Annotated in this window: 14 protein-coding genes, 1 tRNA gene and 1 pseudogene; 5 read left to right on the top strand and 11 right to left on the bottom strand. The window is 63.9% G+C overall.

All coding sequences use genetic code 11. From position 1 onward, the window contains the following. The 9 genes from QMB55_RS06585 to QMB55_RS06545 all read right to left on the bottom strand — a co-directional run bounded on the left by QMB55_RS06585 (window position 1) and on the right by QMB55_RS06545 (window position 16,070). The gene (locus tag QMB55_RS06585; protein ID WP_497587885.1) at window positions 1–1,380 is read right to left on the bottom strand and encodes an efflux RND transporter periplasmic adaptor subunit; all 1,380 of its coding nucleotides are present in this window, start codon (window positions 1,378–1,380) and stop codon (window positions 1–3) included. Between the two features lie 26 nt (window positions 1,381–1,406). Further along, complete coding sequence (locus tag QMB55_RS06580; protein ID WP_497587884.1) at window positions 1,407–7,037, bottom strand: VCBS domain-containing protein; 5,631 nt, start codon at window positions 7,035–7,037, stop codon at window positions 1,407–1,409. 40 nt (window positions 7,038–7,077) lie between these two features. Then, on the bottom strand, window positions 7,078–7,917 hold the full coding sequence (locus QMB55_RS06575; protein ID WP_497587883.1) for an efflux RND transporter periplasmic adaptor subunit: 840 nt from the start codon (window positions 7,915–7,917) through the stop codon (window positions 7,078–7,080). A gap of 3 nt (window positions 7,918–7,920) precedes the next feature. After that, the gene (locus QMB55_RS06570) at window positions 7,921–9,732 is read right to left on the bottom strand and encodes a TolC family protein (protein ID WP_497587882.1); all 1,812 of its coding nucleotides are present in this window, start codon (window positions 9,730–9,732) and stop codon (window positions 7,921–7,923) included. A gap of 318 nt (window positions 9,733–10,050) precedes the next feature. Further along, window positions 10,051–10,701, bottom strand: a complete 651-nt coding sequence (locus QMB55_RS06565) for a response regulator transcription factor (protein WP_497587881.1) — start codon at window positions 10,699–10,701, stop codon at window positions 10,051–10,053. Next, the gene (locus QMB55_RS06560; protein ID WP_497587880.1) at window positions 10,698–12,905 is read right to left on the bottom strand and encodes a sensor histidine kinase; all 2,208 of its coding nucleotides are present in this window, start codon (window positions 12,903–12,905) and stop codon (window positions 10,698–10,700) included. The genes QMB55_RS06565 and QMB55_RS06560 overlap by 4 nt, the downstream gene beginning before the upstream one ends. 192 nt (window positions 12,906–13,097) lie before the next feature. Further along, a complete protein-coding gene (locus QMB55_RS06555) occupies window positions 13,098–14,408 on the bottom strand; it encodes a homoserine dehydrogenase (protein WP_497587879.1) in 1,311 nt (436 codons plus the stop codon). Continuing rightward, on the bottom strand, window positions 14,405–14,836 hold the full coding sequence (locus QMB55_RS06550; RefSeq protein WP_497587878.1) for a GNAT family N-acetyltransferase: 432 nt from the start codon (window positions 14,834–14,836) through the stop codon (window positions 14,405–14,407). Before QMB55_RS06550 ends, QMB55_RS06555 begins: the two co-directional genes overlap by 4 nt. A 7-nt stretch (window positions 14,837–14,843) precedes the next feature. Beyond that, a complete protein-coding gene (locus QMB55_RS06545; protein ID WP_497587877.1) occupies window positions 14,844–16,070 on the bottom strand; it encodes a pyridoxal phosphate-dependent aminotransferase in 1,227 nt (408 codons plus the stop codon). Between the two features lie 118 nt (window positions 16,071–16,188). Between QMB55_RS06545 and QMB55_RS06540 the strand changes: the two genes are divergently transcribed. Together QMB55_RS06540 and QMB55_RS06535 are read left to right on the top strand one after the other, a co-directional pair. Continuing rightward, window positions 16,189–16,560 carry an Mth938-like domain-containing protein gene (locus QMB55_RS06540; protein WP_497587876.1) on the top strand — a complete coding sequence of 124 codons (372 nt, stop codon included), beginning with the start codon at window positions 16,189–16,191 and terminating at the stop codon, window positions 16,558–16,560. 55 nt (window positions 16,561–16,615) lie between these two features. Further along, window positions 16,616–17,491 (top strand): polysaccharide deacetylase family protein, encoded by an 876-nt coding sequence (locus tag QMB55_RS06535; RefSeq protein WP_497587875.1) that lies wholly within the window; start codon window positions 16,616–16,618, stop codon window positions 17,489–17,491. A 92-nt stretch (window positions 17,492–17,583) separates the two neighbouring features. On the opposite strand, the gene QMB55_RS06530 is transcribed toward QMB55_RS06535, so the two are convergent. Next, complete coding sequence (locus tag QMB55_RS06530; protein WP_497587874.1) at window positions 17,584–18,276, bottom strand: Bax inhibitor-1/YccA family protein; 693 nt, start codon at window positions 18,274–18,276, stop codon at window positions 17,584–17,586. Between the two features lie 206 nt (window positions 18,277–18,482). On the opposite strand from QMB55_RS06530, the gene QMB55_RS06525 reads away from it, so the two are divergent. Continuing rightward, window positions 18,483–18,570: transfer RNA gene (locus QMB55_RS06525), tRNA-Ser, on the top strand. A 175-nt stretch (window positions 18,571–18,745) separates the two neighbouring features. On the opposite strand, the pseudogene QMB55_RS06520 reads toward QMB55_RS06525, so the two are convergent. Beyond that, window positions 18,746–19,084 (bottom strand): annotated as a pseudogene (locus QMB55_RS06520) (TolC family protein); the annotation flags it as partial. Between the two features lie 419 nt (window positions 19,085–19,503). Between QMB55_RS06520 and QMB55_RS06515 the strand changes: the two are divergent. Beyond that, window positions 19,504–19,761, top strand: coding sequence for a YjhX family toxin (locus QMB55_RS06515; RefSeq protein WP_497588278.1), 258 nt, complete (start codon window positions 19,504–19,506; stop codon window positions 19,759–19,761). Between the two features lie 55 nt (window positions 19,762–19,816). Continuing rightward, entirely contained in the window at window positions 19,817–20,527 is a 711-nt protein-coding gene (locus QMB55_RS06510; RefSeq protein ID WP_497587873.1) for a GNAT family N-acetyltransferase, read from the top strand. The last annotated feature ends 214 nt before the right edge of the window (window positions 20,528–20,741 follow it).

Genomic DNA, 20,741 nt, shown 5'->3' with positions numbered 1-20,741 from the left:
TCAAAGGCCGATCGTCTGGCGCAACGCCGCGAACGGGCGACGCAGCACCCAGTACACCAGCGGCACCCAGCGGCCGCTCAGCCGCGCCGTGCCTTTCAGCCCGACGCGATGCTCCGTTGACGATGCCAATACGGCCCGGACCCGATAAGCATAAGTACCGTCCGGCCGCTGAACCGCATCGTGCGCGACGTAACGCAGCTTCGCCGTCACCGCGTTGAACGGGCTGGCGTTGAGGAACAGGCTGACCGCAGCGCCGTCGGCCAATGGAATCGCATCGCCGACCGGCAACCAGGCCTCGACCTCGACATCGTTCGGCGCGGCGATGCGCAGGATGCGCTCGCCCGTCTGCACCGGTTTTCCGATCCATTCGGACGGATCATCGAACAAGGCCACACCCGCGTGCGGCGCGAGCACCTGCGCGCGCTCGAGCTGGCCGCGCAGGAATTCGACCTCGGCCTTGCGCTCGTCGATCTTGCCTTGAACGATGGCCAACTGAGCTTTGGATTTGGCGTCGGACAGGGCCAGTTGCGCCGACTGACGGTACTCTGCCAGGGCCGTCGCCAGCCCCTGGCTGGCAACCTCGTAGCGCGCGGCCAGTGGCGCTTTGTCAAACTCGAACAAGGCCTCGCCGGCCTTGACGCTTGCGTTCGGACGTACGAAAAAGGCGCCCAGCGTCCCGTCCAGCGGCGCCCGGATCACCGCCGGGTTGGCCGGGACCAATTCCCCCGGCGCAAGCACGCTCAGGCGCACCGGACACAGCAGGACGCCCGCGGCGACCAACGCCCAGCGCAGCCAGCGCTGGTGCCACCAGACGGCTCCGGGAGTCGGGGCGAAATGACTGCGCACAAGCTGCCATGCGCGCACCGGCGACCACGGCTCGGACGCGCAGCGGGCCAGCCAGGCGTGCCGCCACAAGTCGGCCCATTCCGCCAGCAAAGACAGTTCGCCGGGGCGCCAGGGCGTCTCGCGCGCCAGCAGCACGCCGCCTCCGTGGGCAAGCAAGCCCGCCTCACCGGGCGTCGCGGCTGCGGCCAGAGGCAACCAAACGGCATAGGCTGGCAACCATTCCGACCACTCGTCGCGCAACGCCTCCGGCAAGGCGCCGGCATCGACCGCCACGGCCTCGGCCTGCGTCGATGCCAAGTGGGCGCACACGCGTTCGAGCCAGAGCACGTACGGCGCATTGCGCTCCGGCCGCACCACGCCCGACAAGGCCCGGACCCCGCCGGTGGCGAACCACAGCGCCGCCTGCCGGTAAGGTGCCAGCAGGCTGCTGTCGTTGACCGCGACGAACGCCAGTTCCGCGGCATCGCCGGCCCGTCGGGCACGACGGGCGACTTCGAGAAAGGCCAGATGGGCTTGCCCTTCCTGCATCCTCATGCCGACCCCCTCCTAGCGGGCGAGACTCAAGCGCGAAGCTCCGCAGCCGGCATCCTCAGCGGCCGATGCGTGCGCAATTGTTCGCTCAGACTCGCCCGGCCGACGGCCACCGCTTCTGCTTCACGGCCCAGCCCTTGCTCTGGCGTGAACTCTGCTTCCAAAGTCGAGGCTTCGAGCGCTACGGCTTGCCGCCCGCTCAAGTCGATGGTGAGCAGGATACGGACAGCGCGCGCCTGCCCCTGCGCGTCGTATCCGGTCAATTGCAGGCGCAGCGTGCTGCCCGCCAATTCAACCGGCGTCTTGCCAGCGAACATGCCGCTGTTCGGATCGAAGGCCAGCCACTCCGGAAGCGGTTCGCCGTCGGAGCGTACGACGCTGAAGTCAGGCGCCTGCCCCCCCTTCACCATGCTCTCCGGGAGCCCGAAACTCACCAGGCGGTCGGCTGCAACGTGCACCACCCAGTCGTCGCTCATTTCCTTCACGTCTGCGCGCACCAGTTCGAAGCGCTCGAACGCACTCAAGTCCGCCGGCATGCCCGCGGCCGTCGGCGCTTGCGCGACCAAGACTTCGGGGTTGAACCCGCCCGGGAGACCGCTCGGGGCAAAATTCTGCCCCGGTACGGCGGTGCGATTAAGGTCGCCGCGCAAACCGGCCACGCGCAAAGGATCGTTGGGGGTATCCGCAAACTGGCCACGTTCGCTGCCCGCCAATCCGCCCGTCACCGTCGGATTGGCGCGCGGCACGACATCGGATGTCCCTTCGATGCTCACGACGATCTGCTGCTCGGTGCCGTCCGCCGTGCGCACGATAAAGCGGTCGGTGTAGAACTTGCCCTGCTCGAACTCGTTGTGCGGGCCATCCATCACGTAGCGCCAGGCACCGTCTTCACCAATGGCCAGGCGGCCATACTGACCCGCCTGCTCGCCCGGAATAAAGGGGGTATTAAGCCCAAAGGGCCCGTCCTTGATCGGCTTGTCCTTCATGATTTCCGCTTCACGGAACGTGGCCTCAGGACGTGGTGGCTTTTTCCCGCCCCAGTCGACATCGGTCGCCGACAGCTTGCCGTCGATGCTTTGCGCCACGTCGCTCTCGACGATCCGCCCGTCGGTATCGCCGCGGATAACGGCCGGATCGTTGGTGCCGGCGATGGTCACCGTAATCTCCTGCGCCGTCCCGTCCGCCGTCCGCACAACGAACCTGTCGGAATAGCTCCGATCGGCCTTGAATTCGTTGTGCGGGCCATCCATCACGTAGCGCCAGGCACCGTCCTCGGCAATAACCAGATTGCCGTACCGCCCCACCTGCTCGCCCGGAATAAAGGGGGTATCACGCCCCAGAGGCCCGTCCGCAATCGGCTTATCCTTCAGAACAGCCTCAGCGCGAGGCGGGGCGCCCAAGGGCGGTTTTACTTTGCCGCCCCAGTCGACATCGGTCGCCGAGAGTTTGCCGCCGACGCTTTGCGCCACGTCGCTCTCGACAATCCGCCCGTCGGTATCGCCGCGGATAACGGCCGGATCGTTGGTGCCGACAATGGTCACCCTAATCTCCTGCGCCGTCCCGTCCGCCGTCCGCACAACGAACCTGTCGGAATAGCTCCGATCGGCCTTGAATTCGTTGTGCGGGCCATCCATCACGTAGCGCCAGGCACCGTCCTCGGCAATAACCAGATTGCCGTACCGCCCCACCTGCTCGCCCGGAATAAAGGGGGTATTAAGCCCAAAGGGCCCGTCCTTGATCGGCTTGTCCTTCATGATTTCCGCTTCACGGAACATGGCCTCAGGACGTGGTGGCTTTTTCCCGCCCCAGTCGATGTCGGTCGCCGACAGCTTGCCGTCGACGCTTTGCGCCACGTCGCTCTCGACAATCCGCCCGTCGGTATCGCCGCGGATAACGGCCGGATCGTTGGTGCCGACAATGGTCACCCTAATCTCCTGCGCCGTCCCGTCCGCCGTCCGCACAACGAACCTGTCGGAATAGCTCCGATCGGCCTTGAATTCGTTGTGCGGGCCATCCATCTCGTAGACCCAAGTACCGTCTGCGGCAATGGCCAGATCGCCGTACCACCCCTCCAGCTCGCCCGGAATGAAGGAGGTTCCCCCGGCCAGCAGGCCATCATCGACCGGTTTCACGGCACGCGCCATGTCGCTGCCAAGGTTCTCGGCCATGCGCGGAATCGGCCTTCCGGCGCCATCGACATCGGTCGCCGAGAGCTTGCCGCCGACGCTTTGCACCACGTTGCTCTCGATAATCCGCCCGCTGGTATCGCCGGTGATCACCGCCGCGTCGTTGGTGCCTTGGATGCGGACCAACACGGTCTTTTCGGTACCATCCGCCGCTTTTACCGTAAAGGCATCGGTGTACGTCTGCCCGGCGACAAACTCGTTGTGCGCCGAATCCATCGTGTAGGACCAGGTGCCATCGGACTGAAGATCCAGCGTACCGAACACACCGCGCTGTTCGCCGGAGGCGAAAGCCGCTTCGCCATCCACGTCACTGATCGTCAATCGTCCGCTGGTGGTCAAGGCCGCATCTGCTTCAACCAAGGCCTTTTCGGTTTCGCCGCCGATCAGCGCGAGGTCGTTGCTCCCGGTAATATTCACCGTGATCGTGCTGGCGGTTCCGTCGAGGCTCTTGACGGTCAGCGTATCGACGACCGTCTGCCCCGCGCTCAAGGCATCGGCCTTGCCATCATCGAGGGTGTAGTTCCATTGACCGGTGCTGGCATCAAACGTGAAGTCGCCGTACCGCCCGGCAAGATCCTCAGCCGCCACCGCCTGGAAGCCACTTTGACCGGCATCGAGATCGCTGACCGCCAATTGACCGCTCGCCGTCTTGTCGCCGGCAACCCCTGCGCCCGCCTCGACAACCTGCGTATCCGGCGTACCGACGGGCGTGATCGCCGCCGGGTCGTCAACGCCTTTGACGATGATCGTGATCGTCGCCACATTGGAAACAGCATTCTGGCGGTCCCACACATAAAAAGAGAAAACCTCCTGTACGGACTCCCCGGCGCGTAGATGATCAAATTTGCCGTTGGGTCGATAGACCAAAGCAGATTGGTTGAAATCATAGTCGACCTTCCCCCGAATTCCCGCAGGCATAACTGTTTGATTCAACCTAGAAGTCCCTTCTTCAGCATCGAAAAACGCCAAATCGAGTTTTACCGTTTCGTTCGCAAAGACTTCGTGATTCTCCGGCAGGGCCACCGGGGCGTCGTTTGTCCCGGCGATCGTGATGGCGATCGTGCTCTGCGTCCCGTCGGCGCTGGTGACCGTGATCGAGTCGGTATAGGTCGATCCGACGGCGAATTCGTTGTGGGCGTTGTCCATGGTGTAGGACCACTGGCCATCGGCCGCCACCGTGAATTTTCCGTAGCCCTGGTCGCCAGCAACGGCGGTGAGCGGCGTAAACGTCTTCGCACTATCGACGTCATCGATCAGGAGCGTGCCCGTCGTTGTCAGCGCCGCATTGGTTTCGGTCAGACCGGCCGTGGCCGGCGTGATCACGGCGGCATCGTTTGTCCCGGCAATGACGACCGTGATCGTGCGCTCGGTTCCGTCCGCACTGCGCACTGTCAGGCCATCGGTATAAGTTTTTCCGGCTTCGAATTCATTGTGCGCGCCGTTCATCCGGTAGGTCCAGTTCCCTTGCGCATCCAGGCTGAACGTTCCGTAACCCTGGGTTCCAGGCACATCATTGAGTACCGTGAACGTCGGCGAACTGTCGATATCGCTCACCGTCAGCGTGCCGGAGGCGTTGAGTGCCGCATCGGTCTCCGTCAGGTTCGCCGTGGCCACGCCACCAATGACTGCTGCATCATTGGTCCCGGCAATATTGACCGTGATGGTGCCCTGCGTCCCGTCGGCCGTTTCAATGCTCAAGGTGTCGGTATAGGTCGTTCCGGCGACAAATTCGTTGTGGGCCGTATTCGCCCGATAGCTCCAGTTTCCCTGCGCATCGATGCTGAACGTCCCGTAGTTGCCACTTCCGGCCACGTTGCTCTGCGCCTTGACCGTCGCCGCACCATCAACGTCGCTCACATTCACCTTGCCCGAAGCCGTCAAAACGGCATCGGATTCCGCAAGGTTCACCGTGCGTGTTCCGGCAATCACCGCCGCGTCGTTGCTGCCGGTGATGTCCACCGTGATGGTATGGCTGGCCGTGCCGTCGTAACTGCCCACGGTCAAGCTGTCGCTCGCGCTCTGGCCTGCCGTCAGTTTATCGGCCTTGGCGTTGTCGAGGGTGTAGCCCCACACCCCGGTACTGGCATCGAAGGTAAAGCGACCATAAGCGCCATTCAGATTGGCCGGCACCCGGAAACCGGTTTGCCCGACGTCATCGCTTACCGTCAGCTTGCCGCCGGCTGTCGCATCACCCGCCACGCCAGCGCCCGCCTCGACGACATTATTGTCGCTACCGGGATCGGCGCTGATGCTGGCCGGGTTGTTGACCGGAACCTTGATCGTGGCGGAGGCGTAGGATGCGGGGTTGATCACGCCACGCTCCCGAATCGAGAAGGTGATCGTCCGGTCCGAATGGTCCCGGGTGTCCACCGCGAAATGCACCTGCCTGATCGAGTCGTACCAGTCAGAGAGCGATTGCTCCTGCCATCCTCGATAGATGCGAACCTCGGTCCCCTCGGCGCTCAAACTCGTGTGCAGCTTGTGACCATAGGTCCAATTGGGGTCCAGTTGATCGCTGCCCTTAGGGTTGTCGATCCGGATCACGACCTCGCTGACATCCTCCCATGTCTTGCCCGCGGCAAGCTCGATGAAGGGATCTGCATCGCACAGCGGGTAACGACCCTCGCGGTAATCGTAGGTCGCCTGATAATCGAAACCGGTCTTGCCGCTCGAGTCGTTCTTGTCGAGGTCGATCGTCATGCTCGCCAGCAAATCGTTGTAGGCGCCAAGGTCGGCCGCACGAACGACCGGCGCAACCTCGACCTGCCCGGCCGCGTATTCGAGGTTCCAATCCCCGCCTTTGGCCGCGCTGCCGGTGGCGTCGGTCGACGCTGCCACGTCGGCGTTCGTCGCCTGGGCCACGGCATCGACGAAGGCCGCGCCGACACTGCCGCGCGCGATGTCGCAGCCGTAGAGCAGGATGTCGCCGTTGGCGCCGAGCGCCTGGCCGATTTTCTGCAGGTCGGCTTGATGCGCGCTCAGCGCCGCCTGGTCGACGTTCTTGCCGCCGAGGATCAGCCGGCCATCGCTGCCGTGGCTGATGACGTGGATCGCATCGATCCCGCTTTGCCCTTGCAAGGCTTCGGCCATTTGCGTCAGCCCATCCCGCGCCGGATCGAGCATGATGACGATGGCGTCCTGCGGCTTACCTTTGAGCAACTGCTGCCAGTCCGTCACGCCCGGATCGACGAAGATGATCTCGCGCGGCGCGGCCGTGCTGGCTGGCGCGCTTGCGCCTTCGCGCACGGCCTGCGTCTCGACCGCAGCCACGCCCTTGTCGAGCGGCAGTACGGCGGTTTCCGCGCCCGTGACCGTGGCTTCGACGGGGATCGCCGGGCGTTCGGTGGCGACGGCCGCACCGTCGAACATCAGCCGCGCTTCGAGCGCCAGCGGCGCAGGTTTGCTGCTGCACAGCGTTTGTCGCGGCAGGGCGGCGGAAGGCTGCAGTTGGGCTGACGGGACGATGCGGTTCATGTCGGGCCTCACGGAAAAATGGAAATTGTTGACTGCAAAATCACTGCCCCTGATCGGCGGGTGGGGCGAGCAGCACGGTGCCGCTCATGCCTGCGATCAGCTCGGGAAACTTGCCGTTGATGGCGGCCGCCAGCTTGACGGACTGGCTGACCGGATCGACCTTAGCGCCGATGCGCAACACTTTGGCCGGATAGGACTTTCCGGTTTCGTCGATGCGCACCTTGAAGGCGTGCCCCGCACTCAACCAGGACAACCAGCGCGAGGGCGCGATGAATTCAAGCTCGAGCACACTGTCATCGATGATCTCGAGCAGCGCCTGCCCGGGCTGGACGTACTGCTGCTCGCGCACCTTCTGTTCGCTGACGCGGCCGCCGAAAGGCGCCGCCACCGAACACTTGGAGAGCATCGCCGCCATGGCGGCGACTTCGGCGCGGTTCTTGCCCACCTCCGATTCCGACACCGCCAGCTCCGCCTTGCCGATCGAGCCCAGTTCAGCCAGCCGGCCATTGACCGCATAGGTCTTCTCGGCCCCGCTCAGGGCGGCGCGCGCCTTGTTGTGCTGGGCCGTCTGCAGGCTGCAGTCGAAAACGATCAGGGGCTGGCCCGGCTTGAAGCTGCCGCCCTCCGGAACCGGCAGACGATTGACCTTGGCGCCGATTTCGGCGGCCAGGGTCGTGTAGCGCTGGGGCGAAAGCTGGGCGCGGATGTCCTGGCGTTCGGTCGCAGGTTTCGCTGCCGTGCCCGCGCTCGGGGGCGCCACGGGGGCGACGGGCGCGGGCATCAGGGCGGCAGGCGCTGCCGGCCGCCCCGGTTCGGCGGCCGGCGCGGCCAGCGTCCACGCGGCCGCGCACAGCGCCGGAATCAGCCTTGAAGAGAGCACCGATCAGTCCTCGCCGGCTGCGGCATCGTCGGCCACGGGCACGGCCCCCACGGCTTCGACGACGGCCTCCTGCCGGGCCGGCTCGGGCGCTGCGGATTCGCTCGCCACTGGCGACGGCGTTTCGAGCCGCGCCGGCTCTGCGGCCGGCGCTTCTTCCTGCGCCGCAACGATCGGCTCGACAGCAGGCTGCGCGACTTGCGGCGCAGCCGCCGGCGGCGTGAGCTCGGCTTGCGCGACCGGAGCGGGCGACGGCAGCACGGCTTCGGCCTGCGGCGTCGGCTGAGCTTCAGGCTGAGGGTTCGGCACGATCGGCAGTTTCCCGTCTTCCCACTCCTTGAGCGAACGGCGCACCGCGTCGGTCAGTTCAGGCAGGGAAAGCTCGCGCACGCTGCCGATTTCAGGCTCCATGCCCAAGGTCGCCTGCAGCTTGCCCGATGCGGCATGCACTTGCGACAGCGCCTGATAACGGCGCAGCAGGCTGAGGATGGCCGCCGTGTTGTTGGCCACGGATTCGAGCCGGCCCTGCGCCTCCGCCTTCTCGCGATTGGCGGTGTGGCCGTTGATGCGGTCATCGACCCGCCACATCGCGTCGGCGCGGTTGAACTGCTGTACCGCGAACGCGAACTGCAGGCGCGCCACGTGCATCTGCGCCAGCAGAGCCATCTGCGCCGCCACGCGCCGCTGATCGGCCAGCGCCACGCCGGCATCGGCCATCTGCATCTGGGACGGTGCCGAGAGCAGGTTGAAGAGGTTGAACGAGATCGCCGCGCCGGCCTCGCGCCAGTTCTGATTGACGAGGTAACTGTCGTTGTCGTACTTCCAGGCGTAGTTGAGCGAGAGGTTGGGGAACATCCGGGCGATGACCTTCTTGCCCTCTTCGGCCGCGATGCGGGCGTTGTAGTACTGCTCGCGCAGATCGGCGTTCTGCATGATCGCCACGCTTTCGAGCCGGTCGACCGGCAGCGTCATGACCTTGGTGGCCAGCGTCTCGGCCGGTTCGACGACCTTGAGGTCGACAACCAGCGGCACGTTGATCAGGTTGGCCAGTTCGATGCGCGCCGACGCCAGTTCCTGTTCGACGCCTTCAAGCAGCTTGAGGTTTTCCAGCAGCTGGCGCTGGTACTTGAGCGCATCGAGCGGCGAGCGCAGCTTCTCGGCCTCGCTGCGGCGCGAGTCGGCCAGCGCCTGCTCGGCGCCGACGATGGCCGCGCGCACCTGAGTGTTGAGCTTCTGGGCGCTGGCGGTGCGCCAGAAAGCGCTGCTCACGTCCTGAATCAGCAGGTGCATGGCCTTGCGCCGACGCTCGGCGGCGATCAGCACCCGGTCGCCGTTCTGCTTGGCGTTGAAGTAGCTCACGCCGAAATCGAGCAGGTTCCAGGTCAGGCCGAGGTCTTCGGTGTGATGCTTGCGCTCGCTGGAAATGTACGGGTTCGACAGCGAAGGCTGGCCCGTCACCGAGTCGGTGGCGTAGGTGATCAGGTCTTTGTTGCGGTAGGCATAGCCGGCCTGAGCCATGAACTTCGGCAGCATGTCGTACTGGCTGACGTCGAAGTTCTTCAGCGCCAGCGCCTCTTCCATCATCCGCGTCCGGCGGTCGAGGTTGTATTTCATGGCACGGGCGATGGCCTCTTCGAGCGGGATCGCGTTCTGTACCGGCTCGACGTTGGCCTGTGCCGTCACCCGGTCCTTGGCACTTTGCTCAAGGATGTCCTGCGGCGCAAACGGCGCCGGCAGGCTCATGCAGCCGGTCAATCCGAACGCGACGACGAGCGCCGACACCAACAACCTGTTCTGCCCTGGGAACTGTGTTTTCAAGATCGGACCCTCCTGGTCGATTGCACGTCAGAAAATCGGGCAATAGACCGTGTCCGACGGATCGCCGAGGCTGATCCGGTCTTGATACGCGTTGCAAGGGGCGCCGACCTGAGCGAGCGCCAACACGCTGGCACCCGACGGCTGCATTCTGGTTGTACAAGCGCGCCCCTCGGTTACGCGAATAACATGGCCCTATGCACTTGTGGGCCGGATTCTAGGAAAGGCGTGTAAAAAATGATGCCCGGGATTTTCCGGCCATGGGTGCTCGTGGCGCGAAAAAGCGTGACTTATTTCACATCCAGCCGCGTCGCGAGGGGCTCAGGGCGCGAGGTGTATACCGCGCCGGAACGTGGTCGCTGCGTAGTGACGCAGCGCTTTCATGCCGTTCAGCCCAAGCTTGTCGATGGCTCGCGTGCAATACGATTCGACGGTACGGACGCTGAGCGACAGGCGCTCGGCGATTTCGTGATTGCCGTGCCCCTGGCCGAGCAGATCGAGGATCTGCCGCTCGCGTTCGCTCAGGTCATGCCCGCGCACGGCCGGAACATCCCCTCCCGCGGCGGAGAACGACGCTGCGGCCACCGGGCTGAGGTGTCGGCGGCCCTGCAGCACCTGCTCGACCGCCCGGGTCAGCTCGCCGGCGACTTCGCGCTTGCAGACGTAGCCCATGGCGCCGCAGTCGAAAACCTCGCGGATCGAGGGCATGTCTTCAAACATCGAGTAGACAAGCACTGGGATGCCGTGCTGGGACAATTCGCCGATCAACGGAAACCCAGCTTCCGGTCCCAGATGCAGATCAAGGATGGCGATGTCGCTCTGCCCGCCCGCCAGGAAGGCGCGCGTTTCGGCGTGATTGCCGGCCTCGCCGCAGACCCGGTGTCCTGCCTGCGTCAGCAGCAGGGCCAAGCCCTGGCGGACGGCCGGATGGTCGTCGATCAGGAACACCGTCGCTGCAGATGAATTCGTCATGACCCGGCCCTGTCAGTTTTTTTCGCGCACGTCGCGGTACACCCGGCACAGCGTATCGTACACCGGACCAAAGTACCGGCCGGATGATGACGTCCGATTTGCAGCTCGGCGTTGATCATCCGCGCCCGGTAGGCCATCATCCGCATCCCCAAGCCCCCGCCGTTCGGTGCCTGCGGCCCAACGCTGATGCCGATACCATCATCCACGACGGTCATCATCACCATCGAGCCGGCGTTCAGGTCGTCGATGCTGACCTCGATCCGCTGCGCCCGTGCGTGCTTGGCGGCATTGGCGATGGCCTCCTGGGCGATGCGATAGAGCTGCACGATGCGTTCGTTGTCGACGCACAGATTTTCGGCGATCCGGGCGATTTCGATCCGGACCTCATGGCGTTCCGACAACTGCCGGCAATAGTCGGTCAGGAAGGCCGCCATGCGCTGCCGGTCGTGCTCGACCGGCCATAAGCCGCGTGCCAGCGCATACGCCTGATCAACGGTCTGTTGCAGCAACTGCGCCAGGACGCCCAACTCGCGGCGCCCGCCGCCGTCGTCATCGCCCTCGTGCTTCTGTTCGAGCGCCGCGCAGCGCAGGCGCGCCGCGGTCAGGTGCTGGCATAAGCCGTCGTGCAGGCTGTGGCTGAGAAAGCGCCGTTCTTTCTCCGACACGTTGGCGATTTCCCGCTCGAGCCGCGCCCGCTCCACGATCTCGTCTTCCAGCGCGGCGTTGCGGCTCTCCAGGTCGCCGGAGAGGCGCTCCACCGAGGCGAAGGCGCGCGAGAACTGCAGGGCCAGGGCCAGCCCTTGCGCCAGGATGAAGAAAAACAGACCGACGTGGATCAGGTAGATCGAATCGATGACGCCCAGATCGCTCAGCATGTCGTTGATGGCAAAGCCGCCCAGCACCGCGAAGCCCCACAGGATGAAGCTGGCGCCCTCGCGCCCGCGGCGACGGGCCTGCACCATGCGCCAGAGCACGTAGGCAATCAGCAGGATCGAAACCAGGTAATAGAGGTGCTGCAACATCAACAAAGCTGGAATCGGGATCGCCAAGGCCGCCAGGACGAAGCACACTGCGAGCGCCTGGGTCAGACGCAGGAGCCGGGTCGAGAACTCGTGCGGGAACAGGGTTTTGAAGAACATGAACCCCACGGGCACGGAGGCGAAAAAGCCCAGCGCCTCGATGCGATGCAGCAGCGGCGCCGGAAGCGCCGGAAAATACAGGAGCGCGAACCAGTCGCTGGAAGTCGAGGCCGCAAAACTCAAAACCCAGAGCAGGCAATAGAGGCCAAAGAACAAGGGTCCCGAATTCTGGCGTCGGAAACTGAAAAACAGCAGGTGGTAGCAGCCCATCATCAGCAGGCAGCCGGCAAAGAAATGCGCGCCGCCCCATTGCTGGTTCTGCCTTGCCAGGATCGCATCCGCCAACCCGATGACGACAGGATCGACCCGCCAGCGCTCGGCGTAAAGGTGGTTGGAAACTTCCAGCACCAGCTCGACCGGCTCGCCCTCGTTGCGGAATTCGACCAGGCGCACGCCCAGTTGTGAGCGCTCCGTGCCGGGCTCGGCGGCGACTCGGCCCTGAGTCAGCAGCAGCTGTCCGTTCACCCAGAGCCGGTAGGCGGCACCGATGTCGCCGAGGCGCAGCGCGTACTGCCCGCCCGCAGCCGGCATCTGTAACCGCTGGACGAGCGTCAGGCGGGAGGCCTCACGCAGCCCGTAGCTGTCCGCCTGCAGACGGTTGGCGAGAAGCGGCAGCTGGACGCCCGAGATGGCAGCGGAGCGCGCGGGGTCGTCGCCAGCCGCCAATGCCTGCGGATTCAGCAACTGCCCGGGGTACAGGGTCCAGCCCTGATCGAGGACGACGCGCCCGGCACCTTCGAAATCGACCTGCCGTAAGTCCGACTCGGCCCGCGCGCAGCCCGAGAAAAGCAGGACACCGAGCGCGAGAAGGCCAAGAAGGCGAAGAAAGTACCGCAGCTCCCGGGCCGCGAAGGCCGTCAACACGGCCGTCGGGCGCAGCCGCTGCGCCCGTATTACGGGGCGTTCAAGGTCAACGCGCCGCGCAATCGGAGCAGCCCCCGGAAAAGCGACCGCCCAAGTGAAAGTTGAAACGATGGATTGAAGAACCGCACGCACCGCCCCGTGGCGGCGCGTCGGCGTTCGCTCGGCCTCAGGCGCGGGCGGCCATCCAGGGGACGCGGGCATCGCGCAACCCCTTTCCTGGAAACGCCCGCCAGCGCGCCATACAGCCGGGCTGGAGGCCAGTCTGGACGCGGCGTGCAGGCGTATCGACGGAGGCGCCGTACGGCGTCAGCCGCGGCGCAGAGGCCGAAGGACGCGGAGCGCAGGCCGACGGGGCACACGCGACCCCGTCTTCGGCCTTGCGCCCCGAAGTCATTACAGCAGGCCTTCGAGACGCAGGCGGGTGAGCTTGCCCTTGACTGCGGGGTGGCTCTCGATCTTCTCGATCGCGGCGGCGACGTTGCGCTCGCGCGTCTCGTGCGTGAGGAAGATGATGTCGGCCTGCTCTTCGCCCTCTTCCGGCTCACGCTGGATCATCGCGTCGATCGAGATCTGCTGATCGGCGAGGATGCGGGTGATGTCGGCGAGCACGCCGGGCTTGTCCTCGACACGCAGGCGCAGGTAGTAGCTGCTCACCACCTCGGCGAGCGGCAGGATCGGCAGGTCGACCATCGCCTCCGGCTGGAAGGCCAGGTGCGGCACGCGATGCTCGGGGTCGGCGGTGTGCATGCGGGTGACGTCGACGAGGTCGGCGATCACCGCCGACGCGGTCGGTTCGGCGCCGGCGCCCTTGCCGTAGTACATCGTCGCGCCGACGGCGTCGGCCTTGACCAGAACGGCGTTCATCGCGCCCTCGACGTTGGCGATCAGGCGTTTGGTCGGGATCAGCGTCGGATGCACGCGCAGTTCGACGCCTTCCGGCGTGCGCTTGGTGATGCCTAGCAGCTTGATGCGGTAGCCGAGCTGCTCGGCGTACTTGATGTCGGCGGCTTCCAGCTTGGTGATGCCTTCGACATAAGCCTTGTCGAAGCTCATCGGCGTACCGAAGGCGATGGCGCTCATGATCGACAGCTTGTGCGCGGCGTCGACGCCCTCGACGTCGAAGGTCGGATCGGCCTCGGCGTAGCCCAGGCGCTGCGCCTCTTTGAGCACTTCGGCGAAAGGCAGGCCCTTGCTGCGCATCTCCGAGAGGATGAAGTTGGTGGTGCCGTTGATGATGCCGGCGATCCACTCGATGCGGTTGGCGGTGAGGCCCTCACGCAGCGCCTTGATGATCGGGATGCCGCCGGCGACGGCAGCTTCGAAGGCGACCATGACGCCCTTCTTCTGTGCCGCAGCGAAAATCTCGTTGCCGTACTTGGCGAGCAACGCCTTGTTGGCGGTGACGACGTGCTTGCCATTCTCGATGGCCTTGAGCACCAGTTCGCGCGCCACGGTATAACCGCCGATCAGTTCGACAACGATATCGACCTCGGGATCGGCCACCACGGCAAAAGCGTCGTCGACCACGCGGCAGCTGCCGCCCGTCACCTGACGCGCATGCTCGAGGTTTCTGTCGGCGACCACGCTGACCTGAATCGGGCGCCCGGCACGGCGCGTAATTTCCTCGGCGTTGCGCTTGAGCACTGCGAACGTACCACCACCGACGGTGCCGATACCCAAAAGACCAACGTTCATCGCTTTCATTTGATTATTTTCCTAAAGCTGTAAGCGGAGATGTTCATCCCCTCACGAAAATAAAACCGGTGCGCCGCATGTCGCTGCACTCCGGAATCAAGCGCCAGCACGCCGCAAGCCAGCGTGCGGGACTTGTCTTCCAACCAGGCAAGCATCCGCCGCCCGGCCCCTCTGGAACGCGCCGACTGATCGCTCACCAGATCGTCGACGAACATCCGACGACCTTCCGCCTTCTCCAGCAGGCGCCAGACGGCGACGCAAACCACCTCGCCCGCTTCGACCCCCACCGCCATGCGGCCGCCATTGGCAAAGACAACCGCCATCCGGTCGACATAATCCTCCGGCATTTTCGGGCGCAATTGCCGATGAATCCGCTCGGCCTGGGTCAGCAGCGCCGGCTCGATCAGGAGACCCGAGTCGTCGGTGACCGCGATCACCCCCGACTCAACGGCCATGACGCTTGCGGTAACCTTCGAGGAAGCGGGCCAGACGCTGGATCGCCTCGCGCAGTTCGTCCTCATGCGGCAGGAAAACCACGCGGAAATGGTCGGGATGCGGCCAGTTGAAACCGCTGCCCTGGACGAGAAGGACCTTCTCTTCGCGTAAAAATTCCGTAATGAAGGCCTGATCGTCCTTGATCGGATACATCTCCGGATCGAGGCGCGGGAACATGTACAGCGCCGCCTTCGGCTTGACGCAGGTCACGCCCGGGATCGCGGTGAGCAGTTCGTGCGCGAGGTCGCGCTGGCGGCGCAGGCGTCCGCCCGGCGCCACCAGGTCGTCGATGCTCTGGTAGCCGCCGAGCGCCGTCTGGATGCCGTACTGCGCCGGCACGTTGGCGCACAAACGCATCGAGGCCAGCATGTCCAGGCCTTCGATGTAATCCTTGGCCTCGCGCTTGTCGCCCGACACCACCATCCAGCCGGCGCGATAGCCGCAAGAGCGGTAGTTCTTCGACAGGCCGTTGAAGCTGATGGTCAGCACGTCCTCGGACAGCGAGCCCATCGCGGTGTGCGTTGCGCCCTCGTAGAGCACCTTGTCGTAGATCTCGTCGGCATAGATGATGAGATTGTGCTGGCGGGCGATGGCAATGATTTCGAGCAGCAATTCGTCGGAATAAAGCGCCCCGGTCGGATTGTTCGGGTTGATGACGACGATGGCCCGGGTGTTGGGCGTGATCTTGGCGCGGATGTCGTCGAGGTCGGGCAGCCAACCGTTCTGCTCGTCGCACAAGTAGTGCCGCGGCGTGCCGCCCGAGAGGCTGACGGCGGCGGTCCACAGCGGATAGTCCGGCGCCGGGACCAGCACTTCGTCGCCCGGATTGAGCAGCGCGTTCATCGCCATCACGATCAGCTCGGACGCGCCGTTGCCGATGTAGATGTCCTCCAGGGTCACGCCCTTGATGCGCTTTTCCTGGGTGTAGTGCATGACCGCCTTGCGCGCGGCGAAGATGCCCTTCGAATCCGAATAACCGGCGGCGTTGGGCAGGTTGCGGATCATGTCCAGCTGGATTTCTTCCGGCGAGTCGAAACCGAAGACGCCGAGGTTGCCGATGTTGAGCTTGATGATCTTCTGCCCCTCGTCCTCCATCTTCTTGGCCTGTTGCAGGACGGGCCCGCGAATGTCATAGCAGACGTTGGCCAACTTGTTCGATTTATGCACCGGTTTCATGACATCCTTCCTTGGCTGCGATCCGTGCCGGGTGCGACCGCGCAACACGCGCAGAAGCGAGAAAAATTCGACGGCGAAAAGCTATAATCCTACTTTATCGCCCTACGCACCGCAATTTATGAAAATCCAGCTCGACAAGGCGGTGGGCCTGCACGCATTTACCGCCTACGGCGATGGTTATGTCAGCGTCAATGCGGTGCGCCACACCCGGAACATCCTTGTGTTGCCCGACCGCCTGGTCCCGGAATGGACGCAGGCCGACTTCGCCACGCTCACGCGTGCCGACTTCGAATACCTGGCCGCGCTGGACAATTGCATCCTCCTGCTCGGCACCGGCGCGCAACTCCGCTTTCCTGCGCCCGAACTGCTGCGCCCCTTGCGCGAAGCCGGACGCAGCCTGGAGGTCATGGACACCCCGGCCGCCTGTCGCACCTACAACCTTCTGGTCAACGAAGGGCGTCGCGTCGCGGCTGCCCTGCTGATGTCCTGACCCCACTTTGACCAACTCCCCGGCCACCACGGTGGCCGCTTGACCGCACTCCCGCATGAAGCGCATCGCCCTCAAGATCGACGTCGATACCTACCCCGGCGCCCGGTACGGTGTTCCGGCACTCAGCGACCAACTCCTGCACCAGCAGGCCGACGCCACGTTTTTCTTCACCCTCGGTCCCGATTACAGCGGCTGCGAAAACCGCCAATCCCCGTCACGCTACTACCCCTTCCAATCGCGGCTTTACGGCCGCTACTGGCCGGCGCCCGAGATCGGAAAAGCCTGCGCGGAAGTTCTGCGCGGCGTGGCTGCCGCCGGTTTCGAAACCGGCGTCCACGGCTGGAACCGCGTCTTCTGGGAACGCAAGATCAGTCAGGACGACGTCCAGTGGGCCGAGAACGACCTCTTCCGCGCCTGCGCCCGCTACGCCGAACTGTTCTCCAACAAGCCACAGGCGCACGCCGCTCCCGGCTGGCTGACCCGGCGCCACACCCTGCGCCTGACGCAGCGTCTGGGCTTGAGCTATGCCAGCGACAGTCGCGGCTGCCATCCCTACATCCCGGTCATCGACGGCGAGATCGTCGCCTGCCCGCAAATCCCGACCACCCTGCCGACGCTGGACGAAATCCTCGCCATTGAGCCTGGCTTTACGCCGGAGCAGGCCGCTGACCGCATCGTCCAGTTGAGCCTCGCCATTCCCGGTGACCACGTGGTCACCCTGCGTGCCGAACTCGAAGGCGTGAAGTTCGCCGGCCTCGCCGAACGCATGCTGAGCGCCTGGCGCGAAGCCGGTTGTGCACTCGTTGCACTGCGCACGCTGCGCGCCGACCTCGACCTCGCCCTCCTGCCGCGGCACACCGTTCTGTTCAGCAACGTTCCTGGCCGCACTGGCGAACGGATGACGCAAGGCCCCCGCTTCCTCTACGAATAGACCTTACCTCGCGCGCAGCAGGGGCGCCGGAAAACAAAACGGGCGGCCTAGGCCGCCCGTTTTTTGCGTCGAACGACGATCCGTCGTACCGATCAGTCCCGATTGCCGGCCAGCGCCGTCAGCAGATTGAGCAGGCTGACGAAGACGTTGTAGATGTCGAGGTAGACCGAAAGGGTCGCCATGACATAGTTCGTCTCGCCGCCATTCACGATCCGGCTGATGTCGTACAGGATGTACGCCGAGAAGATCATCACCGAAAGTGCCGAGATGGTCAGCGCCAGCGCCGGGATCATGAAGAAGATGTTGGCCACGGCGGCCAACAGCACGACGATCATGCCGATGAACAGGAACTTGCCCAGGAAGCTGAAATCCTTCTTGGTCACCGTCGCCACGCCGGCCAGTGTGAAGAAGATCGCGCCCGTGCCGCCGGCCGCCATGGCGATCAGCGTGCCCCCGTTGGAGAAGCCCAGGGTGTATTGCAGGATGCGCGAGAGCATCAAGCCCATGAAGAAGGTGAAGCCCAGCAGGAGCGCCACGCCGAGGCCGCTGTTCTTGGAACGCTCGATGCCCCACATGAAGGCAAAGGCGACGCCCATGAACACGAGGAAGGAAATCATCGGGCTGCCGGCGAAGAACGAGAAGCGCAGCTGCACACCAAGCCATGCGCCAAGCACGGTCGGAACCATCGACAGCGCCAGCAGCAGGTAGGTGTTGCGCAGCACGCGATTCTGCTGCAAGGCAAGGTCTTGCGTCGTCTGACTTGCCACGTGATACTGCGATTGCATTTTTTCCTCCGGTTAATTAAGTCGGCCGCATAACTTACGGCGTTCGTTAGACTATCGGAGCCCCCATGAAGTTTCAAGACCGGCGGCTCCACCTGCCGACCGTGCTATCATACGCGCCCCATCCGCCCCGGCGCGGAAATCCGCAGCAAAATGAGAGACTAGGTGCCCCAAGCACCACTCGAAGAACGGCGTGCGGAAACTAGATTGGAAGCTTGGCAGAGTGGTCGATTGCACCGGTCTTGAAAACCGGCATACCGCAAGGTATCCAGGGTTCGAATCCCTGAGCTTCCGCCAGCCTTTCTGGCCCCCTTCTCTGACCGTCTGGCGCTACTCCCATCGTTCCGCGCCTGCTCTCGGGGCGCTTGAATCGGTCACTTGAGATCAGGAGCATTTCCAAGCACTTATTCACGGCAACGAACCGGCTGCCTAGCCGGCCTTGCGTTGTCGCGAGCTCTTGCCGCGCCTGAAGATAGCCGCGCTGGACATCGAGAACCGCGAGAAAGTCCGTTGCGCCACCGTTAAAACGGGCCTGTGCGAGGAGATAGGCCTCGTTCGCCGCGCCGACGCGTAGCAGCTGTTCTTGCAACTGAAGTCGGTCCGCCGCATAGGTGTTCAGCGCGTCGCCGATCTCCTGCCAGGCTTTGAGCACCGTTTTCTGGCAATTCACAGCGGCTTCCTGCGGTTCAAGTTCGCGGAGCTGCACGATGCCCTTGCGACGCCCCCGGTCGAACTGCGGCAGGCTCAGGCTCGGACCAACCGACCACGCGTGACTGCCCCAGTCAGCGCATTCGCCACACAGGCACCCCATCGAGAATGCAAATGGCCGGTCTGTCACAAGAACCGGCCATTTTTCATTGAGGTCACCACCCGCAGTTCAGGCCGAACAACCGACTGATGTTGCGTGCATAAGCCCGCATCTCGGCAAAAGCCCCCTTGGGTCGTTGCTCAATATCAGACAGCAATGTGCCGATTAGCTGCCTATAAATCGAGGATGCAACACGACCGTTCCCGAGCGGGGCTATAATCCGAACTCATTGGCAGCGTAGTGAAATCGCATACGCTGACCGGAATTTCTATTTCATAGGTTGGGTATGTTGGAGAGTGTAGCAATCCGATAACGCGGCCCCGATCCTCGGGCTGTTTGTTATCGCCATGCAAAAAAGAGTAGCGGCCGCCCCTTTCAGGGTGATCGCTGTCGTGCATTTGATTGCTTTCAGACTCTCCAATATGAACCTTTCAAGACCTGAACAGAGGACCTTGCACGTTCTCGCCAAAGGCGGCCGCATCGTACACAGGCGCGATGACCAGGGCCGCATCTCCACCGTCGACTGCTACACCCGCGAAGGCTTCCTTCTGACGGACTGCACGCTTTTCGTCTTTCAAAAGCTACGGGGTAAGCGCCTCATCAGCTCAAAAAACGGTCAGCCCTACCGGATCAACGCGACCGGTCTTCGCTCAGTTCGAGCGCAACTCGACAATCAGTAACCCAACCGGCACGGCCACCGTGTTGCCGTGCCGTCCTCACTACAAGGATCTCGACATGAACCTCCCCGTCAGAAACGAATCCTCAGCAACCCATAACGCCACTTTCCGTGATCGAAGCAACGCTTTTGACATTACCGTCAGGCGAGAGCACGAGGCCGACCACGTCCCCGTCGAAGTCCTCACGCGCGAAGCGTTCTGGAACCTTTACCGGCCGGGGTGCGATGAGCACTACACCGCCCACATGATTCGCGGCCATGAAGACTTTCTGCCCGACCTCACCTTCGTCGCCGAGGTGAATGGACAGATCGTCGGCAACATCATGTACACCCGCTCATGGGTGATCAATGAACGGGGCGAAAAAATTGAAACGGCCACCTTCGGACCGTTGTGCGTCCATCCGCTCTGGCAGCGCCGAGGCGTCGGCTCGGCGCTGATCGAGCACTCCCGAAGCCTGGCGGCACAGAAGGGGTATCCGGCCCTTCTCATCCTGGGCGATCCACACAACTACTGTAAGCATGGCTTCAAGACCGGAAAGGATCTGGGAGTCAGCACCCTCGATGGCCGCTACCCCCTCGGGCTTTTGGTGCTGGAATTGCGGCGTGGCTTTTTCGCGTCTAGCCCACTGTGGGCATTCCAGACCAGCGCAGTATATGAGTTTGATGCCGCCCAAGTGGATGCATATGACGCGCGCTTTCCACCCAAGGAGAAGAAACACCAGCACTCTCAGGATCTCTTTTCGATGCTGGTGCGTGCGGTGGTGGATTAAACGGGACAGAGGAGGGGAAAGTCGTGTTCGCGGGCGCTTTTAACCGTAGGACAACATAGCGGATACACAGCGTTACCCAATCCACATGCATGCACTACAGACGCCGTGACCGGGCCACCGTATTCTGGCCTCGTTGCTTCAGCGTTCCCCCGCTGACAATGGGCGGTGTCCCGGGAAGTGGTGTAACAGCGTGAGGGAGTGAGGTGTTCGCCGT

Source organism: Propionivibrio sp., from assembly GCF_041441355.1.
GTDB lineage: Bacteria > Pseudomonadota > Gammaproteobacteria > Burkholderiales > Rhodocyclaceae > Propionivibrio.
This window is presented reverse-complemented; position numbering and strand designations above follow the sequence as displayed.

Bases quoted from the DNA above. Each gene is read 5' to 3' on its own strand.
- QMB55_RS06585 (WP_497587885.1), bottom strand. From the start codon at position 1,380: ATGAGGATGCAGGAAGGGCAAGCCCATCTGGCCTTTCTCGAAGTCGCC.
- QMB55_RS06580 (WP_497587884.1), bottom strand. From the start codon at position 7,037: ATGAACCGCATCGTCCCGTCAGCCCAACTGCAGCCTTCCGCCGCCCTG.
- QMB55_RS06565 (WP_497587881.1), bottom strand. From the start codon at position 10,701: ATGACGAATTCATCTGCAGCGACGGTGTTCCTGATCGACGACCATCCG.
- QMB55_RS06560 (WP_497587880.1), bottom strand. From the start codon at position 12,905: ATGCCCGCGTCCCCTGGATGGCCGCCCGCGCCTGAGGCCGAGCGAACG.
- QMB55_RS06555 (WP_497587879.1), bottom strand. From the start codon at position 14,408: ATGAAAGCGATGAACGTTGGTCTTTTGGGTATCGGCACCGTCGGTGGT.
- QMB55_RS06545 (WP_497587877.1), bottom strand. From the start codon at position 16,070: ATGAAACCGGTGCATAAATCGAACAAGTTGGCCAACGTCTGCTATGAC.
- QMB55_RS06540 (WP_497587876.1), top strand. From the start codon at position 16,189: ATGAAAATCCAGCTCGACAAGGCGGTGGGCCTGCACGCATTTACCGCC.
- QMB55_RS06535 (WP_497587875.1), top strand. From the start codon at position 16,616: ATGAAGCGCATCGCCCTCAAGATCGACGTCGATACCTACCCCGGCGCC.
- QMB55_RS06530 (WP_497587874.1), bottom strand. From the start codon at position 18,276: ATGCAATCGCAGTATCACGTGGCAAGTCAGACGACGCAAGACCTTGCC.
- QMB55_RS06515 (WP_497588278.1), top strand. From the start codon at position 19,504: ATGAACCTTTCAAGACCTGAACAGAGGACCTTGCACGTTCTCGCCAAA.
- QMB55_RS06510 (WP_497587873.1), top strand. From the start codon at position 19,817: ATGAACCTCCCCGTCAGAAACGAATCCTCAGCAACCCATAACGCCACT.